This window comes from Caballeronia sp. TF1N1, from assembly GCF_022878925.1.
In the GTDB taxonomy this organism is placed as follows: domain Bacteria; phylum Pseudomonadota; class Gammaproteobacteria; order Burkholderiales; family Burkholderiaceae; genus Caballeronia.
This window is the reverse complement of record NZ_CP084629.1, coordinates 43,690-62,007: the sequence shown is the minus strand read 5'-3', so window position 1 is coordinate 62,007 and position 18,318 is coordinate 43,690. Positions and strand designations below refer to the sequence as shown.

Below are 18,318 nucleotides of genomic sequence, written 5' to 3'. Positions count from 1 at the left end.
CAAGGCTGTGGCGGAATGCGACAGCGTGCCTTTTTCGGTCCGGATAAGCGCCGAATTTATTGCGCATTAATCGCCTGCGATCAACTGCGGTATCAGTTGCGAAAGGCACGAAGATAATCGCCCGCATAGACCGCGCACGAGTCCTGTTGATTCCCCCCTTCAAACCGCTCGCTTTAAAGCTTTAGCCGGGCTTCAACTGGCACCTTGCGATAAGTGGCTTACCGCACGCTCGATGTGCTTGAGAGGCGGTTTGGACCGCGGCGCAAACGTTTAGCTGTCGCCCGCAAATTCGTGCGTGCGTGCGCGCACAGAGTCACTTGTCGTACAAAGGTAATTTTCGGTCCTGAGACGAGTCCGGCCAGACTTGAATCGACTCTGCGCCAAGCGTGCAAAGAACACGAAGCGGCTGCCGATTTGATCGTGCAACCGACTTTTCCTTCCGACGGACATGCGACGGTCACTCGATGAACAAAGCATCACTAAAAGACAAGCTATGGGTTGCGACGTTCATCGTCGCAGTGGCGAGCGACGTGCTCTCCGGCGTGATCCGCTACTACACGTCGACGATGGGCATGGCGCCCGCCGCGTATCTTCCCAAGGTGCTGATGTTGGGCTGGGTGCTCTACGTCCTTCTCACGCGGCCCAAGGCGACGCACGCGCTTATCGCGCTATATCTGCTTACGCAGACCTTCCTTTCGCTGTCGCACGGCGTCGAGCCTGCCGCAGTCGGATTCTGGCTGTGGAGCGTGACGCCTCTGCTTTTCGCACTCACGGCGTCCCGCGAGACGCTCGCGCTCATGAACGGACGCTCGGCGTTCCTCGGACTGCTCACACTCGCCGCGCTTTGCGGCATCGGTATTCTCGCCAATAGCATGCTGAAGCTGCCTTGGGTGGGCGCAAGCGTATCGGTCGGTGGACACAACGTGACGATGGCCACGTCCTCGTACGTCGGCGTTGCATCGCGGCTGTCGGGATTCGGTCGCGACAGCGCATCGGTGGCGCTCATGGCCGGCCTTCTGACCACGTGGCTTTTGATGCACATCCGCTCGAAGGCGCTGCAGTTCGTGCTGCTCGCGCTCGCCGGCGCCACCATCTACGCCACGACCAACAAGACCGCGCCGGTGTCGCTCGCGATCGTCGTCATCGTGCACATGCTGTTTTCCACGCGCGGCATCAAGCGAGCGTGTCTGTGGGCGAGCGGCTTCCCGATCGTCCTGCCGATCGTCGCATTCTTCGCCGCCTCCGCATTCAATCTGGCGAGCCGCGGATACGTCACGCTGTCGTCGTTCCAGGATCGAATGATCAACACATGGCCGCTTCTGATCGAAGGTCTCATGAAGCACGAACGCATCTGGTTCGGTCTCGGGCCGGGCGCGTTCGGCTCGGCCGCGAGCTATTACGAAAGCCCGTTCGGCTTCAACGTTGCGTATGCCGATAACACCGTGCTCTATGCAATTGCGTGCTTCGGTTTCGTCGGCGCGCTGGTGCTCGTCGTGTATCTCGTGCGGCTCATGTTGAATTCGGCGTCGAACGATCGCGCTGCGTGGTCGGTGCTGCTGTATCTCGTCTTCAGCGCGGCGAGCACGGACATCTGCGAATCGATCGGCTGCCTGCTGTTTCTGGGTCTCGCCATCAGCTACCTGCGACAGCCGGCGCTCATGGCCCGACCGGTTGCCCCGTGGTATCCGCAAGCGCCTTCGCGTGGCTATGGCTTTAACGGGTTCGCGCCACAGTCGAACGAACATTGGTTGCAAGCGAGCCGCGCGAACCAGCAGGTCGCGGCACTCGAAGCGAGCCGTCATACGTTCGGAAGGCATTCGTCGTGATCCGGACCAACGTAAGCTTGGCGCGGCGCATCGTGCTTGCCGCGCTCATCTCCCTTTGCGGTTCGCTGCACGCGGCGTCTGCCGCACCGACGCTCGTGCTCGACGGCGCGTCGCAATCGACGGAGCATCCGTACATCGAGTTGCCGGGCTTTGCCGCGTCGCGCGCGAATACGGGCGTCGCCATTCATCAAATCGCCGATCTGCATCTGCTCGATGCCGTGAAGGACGTCGGCTTCTCCTTCGTTCGCACGGACCTCTTCTGGGAAGCGGTGCAGGCGCCGGATGGCTGGCATTTCGGCGGCTTCGACGGTCTCGTCTCCAATCTTTCGGCACGCGGCCTGGGCGCGTTGTTCATCCTCGGCTACAAGCACTACGCCTTCAGCCCGGACCAGCCACCGACCTCAGTCGTGCAATTGAGCGCGTTCAGTACCTACGTGCACATGGCGGCGTATCGCTACCGTAACGCGCCGGTGCGTTTCGAAGTATGGAACGAAGAGGACGACGAGAAGTACTGGCTCGCGCCGCCTTCGCCGCGTGCCTATCGCACGTTGCTTGAAACAGCGGTGACGACGGCGAAGTCGGCCAATCCGCGTGCGATCGTCGCGACGGGCGGCGTGCAACAGATCGATCGCGCATTCATCCGTGCCGTGGGCGACATGAGTGCAACCGCGCGACAAGCCGGCAAGCCGCTCGGTCCCGATGCGGTGAGCGTGCATCCGTATCGACAGCAGAATCCGGAAACCGTGCTCGACGACTATCGAGTGTTGCGCGAAGACCTCAACGGTTATACAAAACGCCCCCAAGTGTGGGCAACCGAATGGTCGTACCCAAGCGTTGGATACGAATATGTGTCTGAGATCAACGACGGCCACGCACCCGAAGCAAGAGCGCGGCAAGCTCGCTACGCGGTGCGGCTGCTGTTGATGAACTGGATCGCGCAAGTCGGACTGACGTCCTACTACGACATGCGCGACGATGGGACGGACCCGAAGGAAATGGAGCACAACTTCGGCTTGCTCGATGCCAACAATGCAAAGCTGCCCGCGTACGACGCAGTCAAGCATTTGTTCGGTTTCACCGCGGGCGAAGTGCACGCTCGCTATTTCATCGATGAGAAAGCGCGCTACGTCGTGCTGAAACTCGATGGCGCGCACGCAACGAAGTACGTCGTGTGGTGTTACGGGAATGGGAACGTGATGGACCTCGATGTATCGCATCTGCCGGCTGATGCGATCGTCACCGATGTATACGGCGTGCCGCACGGGGAACGTGGCACGCTGTCGTTGACCGAAGCGCGGGGACCGGTGTTCATCACCATCGCTTCGAAGTAAGGCAGCAAGGCGCGAATGGACCAGCGCGCCACTTGAAGTTCGATTTCGATCGAATCACACAACGTTAGGTTTGACGGCGGACCTTGCCACTGACGTCACGACTTTTGTTTTCTTGGTTGGGATATAAAATGCTTACATATAATATGCAGCCCGAAATGACGGCGGCTTCGCAACGGGGCGATGGCGTCGTGGACCTCTGGCGCAGTGTCGTGCGCCACAAGACTCTGCTGGGTACGGTAACTGGCGTATGTTGCGCCGCTGGCGTGCTCTACGTCCTGCTCGCCACGCCGCAATATCGCGCCGAAGCGCTCTTGCGCGTGCAGAGCACCAAGGCGGGCACGTCGATCAGCTCGCTAAACGACGTCTCCGGCTCGATGGCGGCAGACGCCTCCGCGAGCGATGAAAGCGATGTCCTGACCTCGCGCTCGGTCGTCACCAGCGCCATCACGCAGACCGGCGCGGATGTCGTCGTCGAAACCGAAAGTCACTTTCCGCTGATCGGCCGCTGGTACGCCTCGCGTCATGCAGGCGACCGCGAACTCGCGCCTGCACCGTTCGGTCTCGATTCCTACGCATGGGGCGGCGAGCGCATGAAGGCCGGCGTCTTCAACATTCCGAGCGCGGCTTATCGCAACAAATTCCACGTGGTCGCCGACAAGGACGGTCAGTGGACACTCTTCGACAAGGACGACAAGCAGCTCGCCAAGGGCCGCGTCGGCGAACTCGTGCCGTTCCAGGTCTCGACCGTCGACGGCCAGGCGCCTGCTGAAGTGCGTATCGACACCTTGCGTGCACGTCCCGGCGTGAGCTTCGAGATCACGCGTTACTCGCAGCAGATGACGCTCGAAAACGTGTTGCTGCGCATGCGTACGTCGATTCCGCCGCGCGATTCGTCGCTGCATGATCCGTCGCTGATCCATCTGAGCTATCAGGCCGAGTCGCCGTTCGACGCGCAAGCGATGGTCAACGCCATCGTCAAGACGTATCAGGAACGCGATGTCGAACGCCGCGCCGCGCAAGCCCAGACGAGCCTCGACTTCCTGAAGAAGCGCCTGCCTGGCCTCAAGCAGGATCTCGAAACCGCCGAAAGCCGCCTGAACGCATTTCGCACGCAGACGGGCACCGTGGACATGGCGCAGCAGAATACCGCCCTCATTACCCGCATGAGCCGTCTCGAAGAGCAGCAGACCACGTTGTCGCTCGCGCTGGACGCCGCGCAGCACAAGTTCCGTCCGGAAAACGAGAACTATCAGAGCGCGCTCACGCAATTGAATCAGGTGAAGCACGAGATCGCCGAGACGGCCAAGACGGCGGCGAACCTGCCGACCGTGCAACGTCAGTACGTCGAACTCGCACGCGATGTCGCCGTCACCACGCAGCTTTACACGAGCGTGCTGACCAACGCGCAGCAGCTCGAAGTCGCTGCCGCCAGCACGCCGCCGGGCGTGGCCGTGGTGGACTGGGCGCTCGCGCCCGAGAAGCAATCGTGGCCGCGTGCGTGGATCGTATTGCTCGGTTCCATCTTCGGTGGTCTGTTCGTGAGCACGGTGGCGATCTATCTGATCGCGTTGAATCGCCGCGAATTGCGCAGCCCCGAAGAGATCGACAGCTTCTCGGAAATCCCGCGCCTCGCCGTGGTTGCCCGCTCCGCAGCGCAATTGCGCCAGGACGTTCGCGCACTGACGCACAACGCCGCACCGGCCAAGCTGCTTGCCATGACGAGCCCGACCGACCCGAGCATCGAAGCATTGCGCTCCTTGCGCAGCAGCGTTCGTGCAATGCTGAACGGCGTGCCGATGACGGCTCATCCCGCGCTCAATAGCTGGAACCCGATGAACCCGACCGCGCCGATGAACCCCATGTCCACGTTGAGCGCCATGCCTTCGATGAACATGAGCGTGATGAACTCGGGCTATGTGGTCGATGCAGACAACCACGAAGGCAAGATCATCCTCTTCACGGGACCGACGCAGGGTGTGGGCAAGAGCTTCGTGTCGTCGAACTTCGCTTATCTGCTCGCCGAGACGCAGGCTTCGGTGCTCTTGATCGATGCGGACATGCGTCAGGGCCGGCTGCGTCATCTCGTCGACGGACGCACGGGTCCGGGCCTTGCCGAAGTGCTCGAAGGTTCGGCACGCGTCGAAGATGCCATCGTGCGGATTGGCACGAGCGGCCTTTCGATGATGGACGCAGGCGCGCTTTATCCGGAGAACCCGGCAGAGCTGCTTGGACGCCCGGCCTTCCAGGAAATGCTGGCGATGGTGCGTGGTATCTACGACTACATCGTGATCGATTCGCCGCCGGTGCTGCCTGTTGGCGACGCGCAATCCATCGCGATGCAGAACTGCGATCTCGTGCTGCTCGTGTCGCGTGCCGATCTCACTGGCGCACGCCAACTGGAAGAGACGCTGCGCCGCCTGCGCAACGTCGGCGCGAAGATCGGCGGTCACGTGTTCAACGGCTTTGCGCCGGGACGTTACGGCGCGCGCGAAGAGTACGGCTTCACGACGGCCACGCGTTAAAGAAGGGCGGGGCGAACGCCCTGCTCATCGCTGGCCTTGCGAACGGGCGCCGCATATGCGGCGCCTTTCGCATTGGCGGGAACGCTGTGATAACGTCACGCAAAACGCGCCAAGGAAACGAGAGTGACGTCGCAGATAAAACGAGCGGTAGACCGGCAATCGAGGCACGAGTCTTCGTCCACGGAAGAACACTTCGAACACGGGCGCGCGCTCATGCTGGCCGTTGCGTTGTCCTTGGGAAGCGCGATCGCGCTGGGGCTGGCCCGCTTTTCCTACGCGCTGTTGTTGCCCGCGATGAAGCTCGACCTCGGCTGGAGCTTCGCGCAAGCAGGCGCGATGAACACCGCCAATGCATTCGGCTACTTGCTAGGCGCGCTGGCTTTTCCACGCATGTCCCGCCGATGGCCGCCTTCCGCATTGCTTCTCGCAGGCTGCGCTTCAACGACGTTGTTAATGGCCGCAAGCGGCCTCGCGTTCTCGACCTGGCTGCTGCTGTTCCTGCGCGTTGCCACCGGCTGCGGCAGCGCGCTCATCTTCATCAGCGGCGGCGTGCTGGCGGCGCGGCTTGCATCGCTTTCCACGCGCGGGGCCGGGCTCTTGCTCGGCTTGTATTACGGAGGCACGGGCTGGGGCATCCTTGCGTCGGCGGTGCTCGTGCCTTTCACGGTGGCGCCGCGTGTGCATGGATGGCAATACGCGTGGTTTGCGCTCGCCGCAGTCTGCGCGCTCTGTTCAGCCGGGGCGATCGTGGCGGCGCGCAAGATCGAATCGAATCATGCAAGAGTTGCGCGCGGTGCCGAAGCGAATGCGGCGCCTCCGAGCGCAACGGTGGCAGTGTCGCGCATGTGGCTCGTGCTTGCGGGATACACGCTCTTCGGCGTTGGTTACATCGGCTACATGACGTTCATCGTCGCGCTGCTTCGCAACGCCTCGATGAGCGCGACTGTCATCACGAGCTTCTATGTCTTGCTCGGCGCCGCCACCGTGGTTTCGGCGCGTCTGTGGTCCGGGCTGCTCGACCGCATGCGCGGCGGCCAGGCGCTCGCGGTGCTCAACGCGCTATTGGGTATCGCCACGCTCGTGCCCGCGCTCTTCATGCATCCCGTGGCGGCTTTCGCTTCGGGTCTCTTATTCGGCGCAACTTTCTTGTCCGCGGTCGCGGCAACGACAGCGTTCGTGCGGCACAACTTGCCGGCCGATCAGTGGGCGAGGGGAATCAGCGCGTTCACCATCGTGTTCGCGCTCGGGCAGATCGTCGGCCCTATTGTGATCGGATGGGTATCGGACGGCGCGGGGCTCGAACGAGGCATGCTCTACTCGGCGATGCTGCTCGTCCTCGGTGCAATTCTCGCTGCAAGTCAGAAGCCGTTGCAAAGCGCGATGGCGCGATAAACTCACTCGAACGCCTTCGCCGTCAACGCCTCGCATGCTTCCCACAGGCGTTTGGCCGCGTCTTTATCGAGTGCCTGCGATGCAACCTTCGCCGGTCCCACGGTGTCGCCGCGTGCTTCGAATAACCCGAGCGGTCCGTAGTAACCGCCATCGACGACATCGGGCGCGGTCGCTGCATACAGCGTTGGCAGCGCGCCGCTCAGATCGCTGTTCAATAACGCGCCGATAAACCCGCTCAACACGGTGCGCGCCGCCCGGCTCACAGCCGACCGATCGTCGCGAAACAGGTTCGTGTTGGCTACGCCCGGATGCGCGGCCACCGACATCACGCGCGATCCCGCCGCACGCAAATGACGGTCGAGTTCGAACGCGAACATGAGGTTGGCGAGCTTGGACTGGCGGTACGACGACATCGGCGAATAGTGACGCGTTGCCTGGAGATCGTCGAAATCGAGCCGTCCCGTCTTGTGCGCGATGGATGCAATCGTGACGATGCGCGGGCGCTCGGACGCGCTTTCCGCCGCCATTTCGATTGCGGGCAAGAGCAGGCCGGTCAGCGCGAAGTGCCCGAGCACGTTGGTGCCGAATTGAAGCTCGAAGCCATCGGCGGTTTCGGCGCGGCGCGGCGGCGCCATGACGCCCGCATTGTTGACGAGGATATCGAGCGGCTTGCGTAAAGCGAGCTGACGGTCGGCGAAAGCGCGGACCGAGGAAAGATCCGCGAGTTCGAGTTGTTCGAGTTGCACGCGCGCGTCGGGCACTTCCCGTTGCAGCCGCGCGAGCGCTTGTGCGCCGCGCTGCGGATTGCGGCATGCGAGTACCACTTCGGCGCCGTGCCGGGCCAGCACGGCGGCGGTGTGATAGCCGATGCCGCTATTCGCGCCGGTGACGATGACCCGGCGGCCCGTCTGCGACGCGATGTCATCGATACTCCAGGGTTTGCTCATGTGCGTGCGGGTCTCAGTGCGAACAGCGGTCACTATGCCATGCGCGGTGCACGGCGCGCGGCAAAGAGGCCCGAGCGATCGCCGCATCGGACGCCAATTTTCGGCGATTCGACAACGGCGGGCGAATCGCCGACAATCGCTACTTCGCTTTTTCGCTGTCCAGATCGGGCCCCGCTGCGGGCGTGGGCCCCCGCGTCAGGTAATATGTCGGCGCTTGTCCAGGTAATCCAGGTAACCCTCAAATGACCACGATTCTCGAAAGCCTCCCCGTTCAGCAACGCGTCGGAATTGCATTTTCCGGCGGTTTGGATACCAGCGCCGCGTTGCACTGGATGCGTCTCAAAGGCGCAGTTCCGTTTGCATACACGGCCAATCTGGGCCAGCCCGACGAGGACGACTACGAGGAAATCCCGCGCCGCGCCATGCAATACGGCGCGGAAAACGCCCGCCTGATCGACTGCCGCGCGCAGCTCGTCGCCGAGGGCATCGCGGCGCTGCAATCCGGTGCGTTCCATATTTCCACCGCGGGCGTGACCTACTTCAATACGACGCCGCTCGGCCGCGCCGTGACGGGCACCATGCTCGTCGCCGCGATGAAGCAGGACGGCGTGAATATCTGGGGCGACGGCAGCACGTATAAAGGCAACGACATCGAGCGCTTTTATCGTTATGGGCTGCTGGTGAACCCGGATCTCAAGATCTACAAGCCGTGGCTCGACCAGACCTTCATCGACGAACTGGGCGGCCGCGCGGAGATGTCCGAATTCATGCGCAAGGCAGGGTTCGACTACAAGATGTCGGCGGAAAAGGCTTATTCGACCGATTCGAACCTGCTCGGCGCAACGCACGAAGCCAAGGATCTGGAAAGCCTCGAAAGCGGCATGCAGATCGTCAAGCCGATCATGGGCGTGGCGTTCTGGCGTGACGACGTGCAGATCGCGCGCGAGACCGTCACCGTGCGTTTCGACGAAGGCGTGCCCACCGCGATCAACGACGTGGAATTCGGCGATCAAGTCGCGCTGCTGCTGGAGGCAAACCGAATCGGCGGGCGTCACGGGCTCGGCATGAGCGATCAGATCGAAAACCGCATCATCGAGGCTAAGAGCCGTGGCATTTACGAGGCGCCCGGACTTGCGCTCTTGCAGATCGCGTATGAGCGGCTCGTGACGGGTATCCATAACGAAGACACGATCGAGCAGTATCGCGAAAGCGGCCGCCGGCTCGGACGCCTGCTTTATCAAGGCCGCTGGTTCGATTCGCAGGCCATCATGCTGCGTGAAGCCGCGCAGCGCTGGGTGGCGCGCGCCGTGACGGGTGAAGTGACCATCGAGCTTCGCCGCGGCAACGACTACTCGATCATGAGCACGAAGTCGCCGAATCTGACGTATCAACCGGAACGCCTGTCCATGGAAAAGGTGCAGTCGACGTTCTCGCCGCGCGACCGGATCGGCCAGTTGACCATGCGTAACCTGGATATCGACGACACGCGCGAGAAACTTCGCGTGTATGCGCAAGTCGGCCTTTTGACGCCGGGCGATACCTCGGCTCTTCCGCAACTGGATGAGCCATCGAAGGCGGGTTCCAAGGAGTAACGCGTAAGAACGCGCGGGAGCCAGGTGAAAATCTGGCTCCCGCTTTTTTTTGGTTTGGCGTTCCGCCGCCGCGCGTGTTTGCGATCAGCCGCGCGAATAAAGCATCCGCATGCATTCGAGCGCCAGTAAAAACCTCCAGCCGTAAAATCCCGTTTCGAAAAAATCGATTTTACGGGTCAGCGTGTCATGCGGTTTTCTTATGAAGGCGCGCTTTCTCGCCAAGTCTTTAGCTAAATCAAAACATGCACTATTCGCGTGATTTTCGGTTGCGGCGCGCGCCATCGGGAAAGTGGGCTTCGAATAAAGGGAAGAGTTACCCGCGAAATGAAACTTCCGAATCATTCCGCTTAAATCCATAATCGCAAACAAATAGACAATGAGCGAGGCGTTCGTCATTATCGGAGAGATTCTCACGCCGGAGCGCATGCATGATCCGATCGCAGGAAAACGCCATCGCCGGGCGGCTCTCGACCAGGAAGGTGCATACCAGTGCGCAAAAGGCGCGAGTATTGGTTGTCGATGACAATCAACACGGCGCGTGCGCCACAAGTGCGCTTCTCGACGCCGACGGTTTCCACGTAAGAACCGCTTTCAGCGGCGTGGAGGCAATCGAGATATTGCAAGATTGGATGCCGCACGTCATTTTGCTCGATATCAATATGCCCGAATTCGACGGATTCGCGGTTGCGTCCGTGATTCGGAGTATCGGCGCGACTAGCGATCTGGGCATCATCGCAATGACCGGTTACGACGAAGCGGAATTACGCCTGCGCGGATCGCTCGATGCATTCGACGGCTACTTCAGACGCGGAGACAGTGAGCTCAACCTTGTTGCGCTTCTTGAAGACATCGTCGAAGAGTGAGTGCAGCGACTGCTAATCGGCGCGATCAGACAGTTCGTACAACGGTATTTGCGCAATGCTCGATTCAACCAGACTTTTGCCCTGAATCAGATGGGCCGTTAAATCGCGCGTGGTGGACGGGCGTGTCAACATCAGGCACGTCACTTCCGGCTGTTCCACTCTCGTCGCGTGCCACGTGCGCGGATGCATGCACAGTCCGGTGCCCGGCGTAATCTCGAACGCGCGCAGCGTTGCCGGATCGGGCAACCCTTCGGCATTCGATGTAGCAACGATCTGAACAATCGGCCCGGTCAGCGGCACGATAGCCTGCTGCGTCAGAAGATGCGCTTCGAGTCGCGCCACCGTCGCAGGCTGCTTGCGATAAATCACCCAGAGAATCTCCGCAGGCTGATCGTCACCGGGCGCGAAGAGATGCGTGCGCCAGTAGTCGGACGCGGGGCTCAGGTAGGTGGCGGGATCGTCGGAGAGCGCGGGCGTGCCGAGCATCACGCCGTAGGGCGCGCAGGCGAGTGGATCGAGCGGTTCGATATCAAGGACGTTCGGCATAAGTCTCCAAGTGTTCAAGGCGAGGTACGGGCAAAGCCGGCGGCAATATCGTCAGCGGTTTCCGGCACGAGCGCGAAGCGCGGTCCGTGCTTCAAGCTGTAATCGAGCATGATCGCGCGTGCAAGCCGGGCGATGGACTCGGGCAACAGGCTGTCCGCGCTGCGCCGATACGACACGACGAGCGGCAGGCCAGGCACGTGGTGCGCGACACGCAGCGTCTGCAATTGCCCGCTTTCGATTTCGCGCATCACGAAGGCGGCAGGCACGGCTGCAATGCCGAAGCCATCGACGACGAGCCGGCTGATCGCCGCAGCGGACGAAAGACAATTGATCTGCACCTGGTTCTCGCCGGCCGCCGCGAATAGATCGACGAGAAAGGCGTGCGGCTGCGAGTGCCGCGCGAAACTCACGATCTGAAACGCGGCAAGCTCGCTCTCCGAGAGCGTCTCGTCGGACAAGCCCAGCGCCGGGCTCGCGACCCAGCACATGGGCAAGCTGCCAAGCAATGCGTTGCCGACATCGGCACCGTTGATCGGCGTGCTCAGCAACGCGGCATCCAAATGACCATGCGCAACTTGAGCCGACAAATTCGCGGATGTGTCGCTCGTCAATTCGAGCGTGAGACGCGGGTACTCTTCGCGCACCCGCTTGAGCAATTCGGGCAGCCATGTATGCACGACCGATTCGATTGCGCCGAGCCGCAACATGCCCGCGATGTTGCGCCGGTCGCCCACGCTCTCGACCATCGCGCGGTTGATCTGCACGATCTGTTCGGCGAAGGCGAGCGCCTTGGTGCCGTCCTGAGTCAGCGTGACCTCACGCGGACCGCGCTCGAAGAGCTTCACGCCGAGTTCGAGTTCGAGCGCTGAAATGCGGCTCGAAATCGCGGCTTGCGTGGCGTGCATGCGCTCGGCGGTCAGCCGGAAGCTACGCAAGCGCGCGAGCCAGACGAAGGTCTCGAGAAAGCGGACGTTCATGGTGGATGCCAGGGCGAGTCGTATCGGACGGCCCAGTGTAGCGCCGCAATAAGCGTCGAACGACAAGAAATTCTCCGCACTTGCCTCAAGTTTTATTTGTTGGACACGGCACGCGCTCGACGCGAACACTGTGGGCGTCGTCATCCTTATCTCGAAGCTCACATGTCAGCCATTTCATTCGTCATCGAAGATGGACCGCGATTCGCGTTCAGTCCCGCACGGCTCATCATCGCCGGCTGGGCGGGGCGCGACAGCGCGGAAGTCGAGCACCATATCGCCGAACTTGCCGCGCTGGGCGTAAAGCGCCCGGCCACGACGCCATGCTTCTACGAAGTCGCGGCGTCGCTGCTGACCGTGGACGAACGGATCGATGTCGTCGGCGGCAATTCTTCGGGCGAGGTGGAGGCCGTGCTCGTGTCGGACGCGAGCCATGGTCTGCTGGTCGGCGTCGGCTCGTACCATACGGACCGCAAGGCAGAAAGCTACGACGTGGCCGTTTCCAAGCAGATGTGCGCGAAGCCGCTCGGCGCGACGCTCTGGCGCTACGACGATGTCGCTGCCCATTGGGACCAGTTGATTGCGCGAAGCTGGCGTATCGATCCGCATGGCGAGCGCGTGCTCTATCAGGAAGGCTCGCTTGCACGATTGCTGCCGCCGGCCATTCTGTTGACCGGGCTCGGGCACACGCGTTCGTTACCTTCCGGCACGGTGCTTTATTGCGGCACGCAAGCACTGCTCGGCGCACTGCTGCCCGCGTGGAGCTTCGAGATCGAACTGCACGATCCGGTCTTGCGGCGCACGCTGGTTCATCGTTATGGCGTGAATGCGCTCGCGCACGTGGAGTGACGGCCATGCCGACCATCAGCACCATTCAGCACGCGCTCGCAACGGGGCAAGCCACGGCGTCGAGTCTCGTCGACGCCTCGTTCGAAACGATCCAGCGCGATACCCACGTAGACCCGAGCACCTATGTGAGCGTGGATCGCGAGTCGTCGCACGCGGCCGCCATGACGAGCGATGCCTTGCGTCTGCGCGACTACGTACCGTCGTCGCTTGCGGGCGTTCCCGTCTCCATCAAGGACCTGTTCGATGTGAAGGGCGAAGTCACCGCCGCCGGCTCGCGCGTGCTGCAAGGCGCTGAACCGGCCACGCGCGATAGCGTCGCGGTCTCGCGTCTGCGCGATGCGGGCGCGGTCTTCGTCGGCCGGACCAACATGAGCGAGTTCGCGTATTCGGGGCTCGGGCTGAATCCGCATCACGGCACGCCGCGCAATCCGCATGATGCGCGTCGGGTAGCGGGCGGATCGAGTTCGGGCGCGGCGGTCTCCGTTGCGCGCTCACACGTGGCGTGGGCGCTCGGCACGGATACGGGCGGCTCCTTGCGCATACCGGCGGCATTCTGCGGTCTCACGGCGTTCAAGCCGACCGCGCGTCGCGTGCCGCTCGACGGCGTATTGCCGCTCGCAAGCGCATTCGATTCGGTCGGCGCGATTGCGAACAGCGTCGATTGCTGCGCGGCGGCCGACGCCATTCTGTCCGCCGAGACGCCCGATACCACGGCGCGCCCGCTCGATACGCTGCGCTTGTGCGTAACCTATGCCAATGTCGTCGATGACGCGGACGATGCCGTGCGCGCGGCGTTCGAACGCGCCCTCGATGCATTGCGGACAGCGGGCGCGACTATCGAGTCAATCGACTTTCCGGAGCTGCGCGACGTGCTCGAACATGCGCCTCAACCGGGCATCACGGCATCGCAGGCGTGGGCGTGGCATCGGCATCTCGTGGCTCGGGAAGGGCATCGGTACGACCCGCGCGTGCTCGCGCGCCTGCGTCGGGGAGAGCGTTTTCTGGCGGCGGATTACATTGATCTGATGGCCGCACGCGAGCGTTTCATTCGCGGCGCACGACGACGGCTCGCGCCCTTCGATGCATGGCTCATGCCGACCGTCGCCATCGTTGCACCGTTTCTGGAAGCGCTCGAACATGACGACGAACACTTCTTCGCGGTCAATGCGAAGACGCTGCGCAATCCAGGCATCGTCAATTTGCTCGATGGCTGCGCGCTCACATTGCCGTGTCATCGCGAGGGCGAATTGCCGGTGGGAATGTCGATTGTCGGTCCCGCATTCGCCGATGCCGCCGTTCTCGCAATCGGTCGCGGCGTCGAGGCGCGCTTAAGGCAAATGCGCTCGAACGCTTAACGAATTCTTATCGCGGGCGACAGGAATTACTCGTTGGACAACGTATATCGACCACCGAATACTGCGTTCACCTTGTTGCTAACCCCTTGTTGCCAACCCGATATCCACGATCAAAGAGGTCCAACCATGAAACCACGCGCTATGTATCCGTTGTCCGCGACGCTTGCTGTCTGTGCATCGTTCGCTCCGCTTGCCGCGCATGCCGCCGATGCGGTCGTGCTGATCGGTCATGCCGCGCCGTTGACCGGCCAGCTCGCCAACATCGGCAAGGACAGCGAGAATGCGGCGCGCTTGGCTGTCGATGAAATCAACGCGCGGCATCTCGTCATCGGCGGCAAGAACGTAACGCTGCAACTCGATTCGCAAGACGACGCGGCCGACCCGCGCACCGGAACGCAGATCGCGCAGAAGCTGGTCGATGATGGCGTGGTCGCGGTAGTCGGCGACATCAACTCGGGCGTGTCGATTCCGGCATCGCGCATCTATAGCGAAGCGGGCGTCGTGCAGGTCACGCCCGCATCCACCAATCCAGCTTATACGCAGCAGGGCTACAAGACGGCGTTTCGTCTCGTGGCGACGGATGCCATGCAAGGCCCCGCGCTCGCACGCTTTGCCACCAACACGCTGAAAGCACGGCGCGTGGCCGTGATCGACGACTCGACCGCTTACGGGCAAGGGCTTGCCGAACAATTCTCGAAGGCGGTGTCATCGGGCGGCGGCGCTATCGTGACGCACGAAGCGACCAGCGACAAAGCCACCGATTTTCGCGCGATCCTGACCAAGGTTAAAGGTCTGAAGCCGGACGTCATCATGTACGGCGGATCGGATGCAACGGCTGGTCCGCTCGTCAAGCAGGCGGCCAATCTGGGCATCAACGCGCGCGTATTGGCAGGCGATGGCGCATGCACGGACAAGATGAGTTCGCTTGCGGGCGATGCCATCGTCAATCTGGTTTGTTCCGAAGCGGGCTTGCCGCTTGCACGCATGCCGCGTGGCGCGGAATTCGAAAAGCGCTATGTGGAACGCTTCAAGACGCCGATCAACGCGTATGCGCCGTTCGCGTATGACTCGGTATATGTGATCGTCGATGCAATGAAGCGCGCAAACTCCACCGACCGCACGAAGATTCTGGCCGCGATGCCCGCAACTCGCTATGACGGCGTGACGGGCAATATCGCCTTCGATCCGCATGGCGATCTGACCACTGCGGCGATCACCGTGTATCAGTTCAAGGACGACAAGAAGATCGTCGCGGACGTCATTCACAACTGACCGTCTGCATCACGTGGCCTTGGAAAAACTAACGTTTCTCCGCGTCCGTCTTCCTGAAAACATCGACGCTATCCGCATGCGAAGCCGCGAACGCCCTGACGAGCATCAAGCCGACGACACCGAGTATGACCGCGACCGAGGACAACTCATATAAAGACACGCTCATGAGAAATGCTCCTGGGATGATTAACATCCCAGTCTAAGCCGGCCCGGTGTCGTCGCAAAACGAGCATATTTCACGTGCATGTGAGAAATATTGAGATAACGCGCGACGCGCCCTCAAGCGTTCATTGCCGTTCCGGGAAGCGCAGTTTCGAATGTTTCCGGCCATACGACACATAGATCACCATGCCGATGACGAGCCAAACCACGAGCCGAACCCACGTGACGAGCGGCAAACCGGACATCAGCAGGAGGCAAAAGAGGATGCCCAGAATCGGGACGATGGGCACGCCCGGAACCCTGAACGGGCGATTGGCGCCGGAATCGCTGCGCCGCAGATAGATCACCGCGCCGCACACGAGAATGAACGCGAACAAGGTGCCGATACTGACCATCTCGCCAAGCACGCTGATGGGCGTGAGCGCCGCGACGATCGCGACAATCGAACCAATGAGAATCTGGCTCAAATGCGGCGTCTTGAGCCGCGGATGCACCCGCGCAAAAAGCCCCGGAAGCAGGCCGTCGGTCGACATCGTGAAGAAGATGCGGCTTTGTCCGTAGAGCAGCACGAGAATCACCGTGGTCAAACCCGTCAGCGCGCCGATCTTGATGAGAATGGAGAACCAGTTCATGCCGATGGCATCCACGCCCTTCGCGATGGGATCGGGCACGTTGAGTTCGCCGTAAGGCACGAGCCCGGTGAGCACGCCCGCAACGAGGATGTACAGCACCGTGCAGATGACGAGCGATCCGAGAATGCCGATAGGCATGTCGCGCTGCGGTTTCTTCGCTTCTTGCGCGGCAGTGGAGACGGCATCGAAACCGATGAACGCGAAGAACACCACGGCGGAGCCGCGCAAGATGCCGCTCATGCCGAAGTTGCCGAATTCGCCCGTGTTCGGCGGAATGAACGGATGCCAGTTCGCCGGCTTCACGAAGAAGATGCCGAGCGCGATGAAGGCCACCACGACGACCAGCTTGACCGCCACCATGATGTTGTTGAGCCGTGCGGATTCCTTCGTACCGAGCACGAGCAGCGTGGTCAGCACGCCGATGATGAACACCGCCGGCAAATTGATGACGCCCGTCACGGTGCTTCCGTCGGCGAGCTTGATGACGGTGCCGGGTGCGGCCGCGAGCGCAGGCGGAATCGTGACGCCCACGTTATGCAAGAGGCTCACGATATAGCCCGACCAGCCGACCGCCACCGTCGCCGCGCCCATCGCATATTCGAGGATCAGATCCCAGCCGATGATCCACGCGAAAATCTCGCCGAGCGTGGCATACGTGTAGGTATAACTACTGCCGCATACAGGCAGCATGGCCGCCAGTTCCGAGTAGCACAGACCCACGAACGCGCATGCAATGCCGCCCAAAACGAATGACAACATGATGCTCGGCCCCGCGAATTGCGCGGCGGCGGTGCCCGTCAGCACGAAGATGCCAGCGCCGATGATCGCGCCGATACCCATTGCCGTAATGCTCGTGGCGCCGAGGGTTTTCGATAGGTGACTGCCTTCCGCGTCCGCGCTTCCCACGATATCGGCGACGGATTTGCGCGCCATGTAACTCGTATCGGCCATGATGAGTCGTCCCGTTCAAATGATGTTGGGCACGGACCGACTCGGCATGCTTCGGCTCGCGGAGGACTACAAACGCGCCTGCTGAGGAGTTGATCGGTTAATCGGTGGATAGGCGATGAATTCAGTGTAGACCGAAAATAATAAAGTCGACCAATGGATTTCCCGCGCCCGCCGCGCGCAAGGCCCGGCGTTCGCGGATTGCCACGAGCGATAGATTTACTTCGGAGAGACGTCGATATCGCCGAGATATTTCCTTGCCAGGGTCTTGACCGTGCCGTTCGCCTGCAGTTTGGCGATAGCCTTGTTCAGGCGCTCCTTCAACGCGCCGTCGTCCTTGCGCACACCGAACGCAATGCCGCTGCCGAGGATCGCGTCGTCGTTCACCGGGCCGCCCGCGAAGGCGTAGCCCGCGCCATCCGGTTTCGACAGGAAGCCGGATTGCCCGGCGGCGGAAAGCACCAGCGTGCCGTCGATACGGCCGGACTTGAGGTCCGTATAGATCTGGTTCTGGTCCTGATAGGTCGTGACGGTCACGCCGTTATTGGCCCACTTCGCCTTTGCGTAAGTCTCTTGAGTGGATCCCTGCAACACGCCGATGTTCTTGCCTTTGAGCGATTCAGGTGTCGGCATGAGGCCGATGCCCGCTTTCGCCACGAGTTGCGTCGGCACCTTGTAGATGATGTTGGTGAAGTCGATGATCTGTCGACGCTTCTCCGTGACGTTCATCGCCGAATTGATGACGTCGAATTTGCGCGCCTGCAACGCGGGGATGATTCCGTCGAACGAACTCTCGGTCCATTCGCATTTCATCTTGAGTTCGGCGCAGACCGCATTGCCGATATCGACGTCGAGACCCTGCAGTTCGCCCGATGCCGACTTGAACTCGAACGGCGCATACTGCGCTTCCAGCCCGTAGTGAACCGTTCCGGCCGCCGATGCGGCGCCGGCACCGAGCGTCGCGGCGAGCAGGACAGCAGCCTTGAAAGAGGCGATCGACGTTACATTCCTCATTGCTTGATCTCTTAAAGGGGTTGAGGTTCGCTTCGCCGGATTAAAGCATAGGAAACGCATGGACAAACCGGCGCGGCAGCACTCGATTTAAGC

The 18,318-nt window shown here is 61.7% G+C and carries 16 protein-coding genes; 9 read left to right on the top strand and 7 right to left on the bottom strand.

Annotated elements, in window-relative coordinates; translation table 11 throughout:
• Nucleotides 1–464 precede the first annotated feature (464 nt).
• From LDZ28_RS26435 to LDZ28_RS26420, 4 genes are all read left to right on the top strand, one after another.
• Nucleotides 465–1,826, top strand: a complete 1,362-nt coding sequence (locus tag LDZ28_RS26435; RefSeq protein ID WP_244831472.1) for a hypothetical protein — start codon at nucleotides 465–467, stop codon at nucleotides 1,824–1,826.
• Nucleotides 1,823–3,157, top strand: a complete 1,335-nt coding sequence (locus LDZ28_RS26430; protein ID WP_244831471.1) for a glycosyl hydrolase family 5 — start codon at nucleotides 1,823–1,825, stop codon at nucleotides 3,155–3,157. The genes LDZ28_RS26435 and LDZ28_RS26430 overlap by 4 nt, the downstream gene beginning before the upstream one ends.
• Nucleotides 3,158–3,285: 128 nt before the next feature.
• Nucleotides 3,286–5,679, top strand: a complete 2,394-nt coding sequence (locus tag LDZ28_RS26425; protein WP_244831469.1) for a polysaccharide biosynthesis tyrosine autokinase — start codon at nucleotides 3,286–3,288, stop codon at nucleotides 5,677–5,679.
• Between the two features lie 213 nt (nucleotides 5,680–5,892).
• Nucleotides 5,893–7,071: a YbfB/YjiJ family MFS transporter gene (locus LDZ28_RS26420; RefSeq protein ID WP_244831951.1), complete on the top strand. Its 1,179-nt coding sequence runs from the start codon at nucleotides 5,893–5,895 to the stop codon at nucleotides 7,069–7,071.
• A gap of 2 nt (nucleotides 7,072–7,073) precedes the next feature.
• On the opposite strand, the gene LDZ28_RS26415 is transcribed toward LDZ28_RS26420, so the two are convergent.
• The gene (locus LDZ28_RS26415; RefSeq protein ID WP_244831467.1) at nucleotides 7,074–8,018 is read right to left on the bottom strand and encodes an oxidoreductase; all 945 of its coding nucleotides are present in this window, start codon (nucleotides 8,016–8,018) and stop codon (nucleotides 7,074–7,076) included.
• A 242-nt stretch (nucleotides 8,019–8,260) separates the two neighbouring features.
• Between LDZ28_RS26415 and argG the strand changes: the two genes are divergently transcribed.
• Nucleotides 8,261–9,610, top strand: coding sequence for an argininosuccinate synthase (gene argG / locus LDZ28_RS26410; RefSeq protein WP_244831465.1), 1,350 nt, complete (start codon nucleotides 8,261–8,263; stop codon nucleotides 9,608–9,610).
• Nucleotides 9,611–9,694: 84 nt separating this feature from the next.
• Here the strand turns inward: argG and LDZ28_RS26405 are convergent, their stop codons facing one another.
• On the bottom strand, nucleotides 9,695–10,036 hold the full coding sequence (locus tag LDZ28_RS26405) for a hypothetical protein (protein WP_244831463.1): 342 nt from the start codon (nucleotides 10,034–10,036) through the stop codon (nucleotides 9,695–9,697).
• 2 nt (nucleotides 10,037–10,038) lie between these two features.
• Between LDZ28_RS26405 and LDZ28_RS26400 the strand changes: the two genes are divergently transcribed.
• Nucleotides 10,039–10,473 (top strand): response regulator, encoded by a 435-nt coding sequence (locus tag LDZ28_RS26400; protein WP_244831461.1) that lies wholly within the window; start codon nucleotides 10,039–10,041, stop codon nucleotides 10,471–10,473.
• A 12-nt stretch (nucleotides 10,474–10,485) separates the two neighbouring features.
• Here LDZ28_RS26400 and LDZ28_RS26395 read toward each other — a convergent pair whose 3' ends face one another.
• Together LDZ28_RS26395 and LDZ28_RS26390 are read right to left on the bottom strand one after the other, a co-directional pair.
• A complete protein-coding gene (locus LDZ28_RS26395) occupies nucleotides 10,486–11,019 on the bottom strand; it encodes an ureidoglycolate lyase (protein WP_244831458.1) in 534 nt (177 codons plus the stop codon).
• Nucleotides 11,020–11,033: 14 nt separating this feature from the next.
• Nucleotides 11,034–11,996 carry a LysR family transcriptional regulator gene (locus tag LDZ28_RS26390; protein WP_244831457.1) on the bottom strand — a complete coding sequence of 321 codons (963 nt, stop codon included), beginning with the start codon at nucleotides 11,994–11,996 and terminating at the stop codon, nucleotides 11,034–11,036.
• Between the two features lie 162 nt (nucleotides 11,997–12,158).
• On the opposite strand from LDZ28_RS26390, the gene LDZ28_RS26385 reads away from it, so the two are divergent.
• From LDZ28_RS26385 to LDZ28_RS26375, 3 genes are all read left to right on the top strand, one after another.
• Nucleotides 12,159–12,842: a DUF2848 domain-containing protein gene (locus tag LDZ28_RS26385; RefSeq protein WP_244831456.1), complete on the top strand. Its 684-nt coding sequence runs from the start codon at nucleotides 12,159–12,161 to the stop codon at nucleotides 12,840–12,842.
• 5 nt (nucleotides 12,843–12,847) lie between these two features.
• Nucleotides 12,848–14,197, top strand: a complete 1,350-nt coding sequence (locus LDZ28_RS26380) for an amidase (RefSeq protein WP_244831455.1) — start codon at nucleotides 12,848–12,850, stop codon at nucleotides 14,195–14,197.
• Between the two features lie 141 nt (nucleotides 14,198–14,338).
• Nucleotides 14,339–15,469, top strand: a complete 1,131-nt coding sequence (locus LDZ28_RS26375; protein WP_244831950.1) for a branched-chain amino acid ABC transporter substrate-binding protein — start codon at nucleotides 14,339–14,341, stop codon at nucleotides 15,467–15,469.
• 28 nt (nucleotides 15,470–15,497) lie between these two features.
• On the opposite strand, the gene LDZ28_RS26370 is transcribed toward LDZ28_RS26375, so the two are convergent.
• The 3 genes from LDZ28_RS26370 to LDZ28_RS26360 form a co-directional block, all read right to left on the bottom strand.
• Nucleotides 15,498–15,635, bottom strand: coding sequence for a hypothetical protein (locus LDZ28_RS26370; RefSeq protein WP_244831454.1), 138 nt, complete (start codon nucleotides 15,633–15,635; stop codon nucleotides 15,498–15,500).
• A 121-nt stretch (nucleotides 15,636–15,756) separates the two neighbouring features.
• A complete protein-coding gene (locus tag LDZ28_RS26365; RefSeq protein WP_244831453.1) occupies nucleotides 15,757–17,214 on the bottom strand; it encodes an amino acid permease in 1,458 nt (485 codons plus the stop codon).
• Nucleotides 17,215–17,430: 216 nt separating this feature from the next.
• Entirely contained in the window at nucleotides 17,431–18,225 is a 795-nt protein-coding gene (locus tag LDZ28_RS26360) for an ABC transporter substrate-binding protein (protein WP_244831452.1), read from the bottom strand.
• Nucleotides 18,226–18,318: the final 93 nt, after the last annotated feature.

Coding starts and splice junctions, on each gene's coding strand:
- LDZ28_RS26435 (WP_244831472.1), top strand. CDS start 465: ATGAACAAAGCATCACTAAAAGACAAGCTATGGGTTGCGACGTTCATC.
- LDZ28_RS26425 (WP_244831469.1), top strand. CDS start 3,286: ATGCTTACATATAATATGCAGCCCGAAATGACGGCGGCTTCGCAACGG.
- LDZ28_RS26420 (WP_244831951.1), top strand. CDS start 5,893: ATGCTGGCCGTTGCGTTGTCCTTGGGAAGCGCGATCGCGCTGGGGCTG.
- LDZ28_RS26415 (WP_244831467.1), bottom strand. CDS start 8,018: ATGAGCAAACCCTGGAGTATCGATGACATCGCGTCGCAGACGGGCCGC.
- argG (WP_244831465.1), top strand. CDS start 8,261: ATGACCACGATTCTCGAAAGCCTCCCCGTTCAGCAACGCGTCGGAATT.
- LDZ28_RS26405 (WP_244831463.1), bottom strand. CDS start 10,036: ATGCGCTCCGGCGTGAGAATCTCTCCGATAATGACGAACGCCTCGCTC.
- LDZ28_RS26400 (WP_244831461.1), top strand. CDS start 10,039: ATGATCCGATCGCAGGAAAACGCCATCGCCGGGCGGCTCTCGACCAGG.
- LDZ28_RS26395 (WP_244831458.1), bottom strand. CDS start 11,019: ATGCCGAACGTCCTTGATATCGAACCGCTCGATCCACTCGCCTGCGCG.
- LDZ28_RS26390 (WP_244831457.1), bottom strand. CDS start 11,996: ATGAACGTCCGCTTTCTCGAGACCTTCGTCTGGCTCGCGCGCTTGCGT.
- LDZ28_RS26385 (WP_244831456.1), top strand. CDS start 12,159: ATGTCAGCCATTTCATTCGTCATCGAAGATGGACCGCGATTCGCGTTC.
- LDZ28_RS26380 (WP_244831455.1), top strand. CDS start 12,848: ATGCCGACCATCAGCACCATTCAGCACGCGCTCGCAACGGGGCAAGCC.
- LDZ28_RS26375 (WP_244831950.1), top strand. CDS start 14,339: ATGTATCCGTTGTCCGCGACGCTTGCTGTCTGTGCATCGTTCGCTCCG.
- LDZ28_RS26370 (WP_244831454.1), bottom strand. CDS start 15,635: ATGAGCGTGTCTTTATATGAGTTGTCCTCGGTCGCGGTCATACTCGGT.
- LDZ28_RS26365 (WP_244831453.1), bottom strand. CDS start 17,214: ATGGCCGATACGAGTTACATGGCGCGCAAATCCGTCGCCGATATCGTG.
- LDZ28_RS26360 (WP_244831452.1), bottom strand. CDS start 18,225: ATGAGGAATGTAACGTCGATCGCCTCTTTCAAGGCTGCTGTCCTGCTC.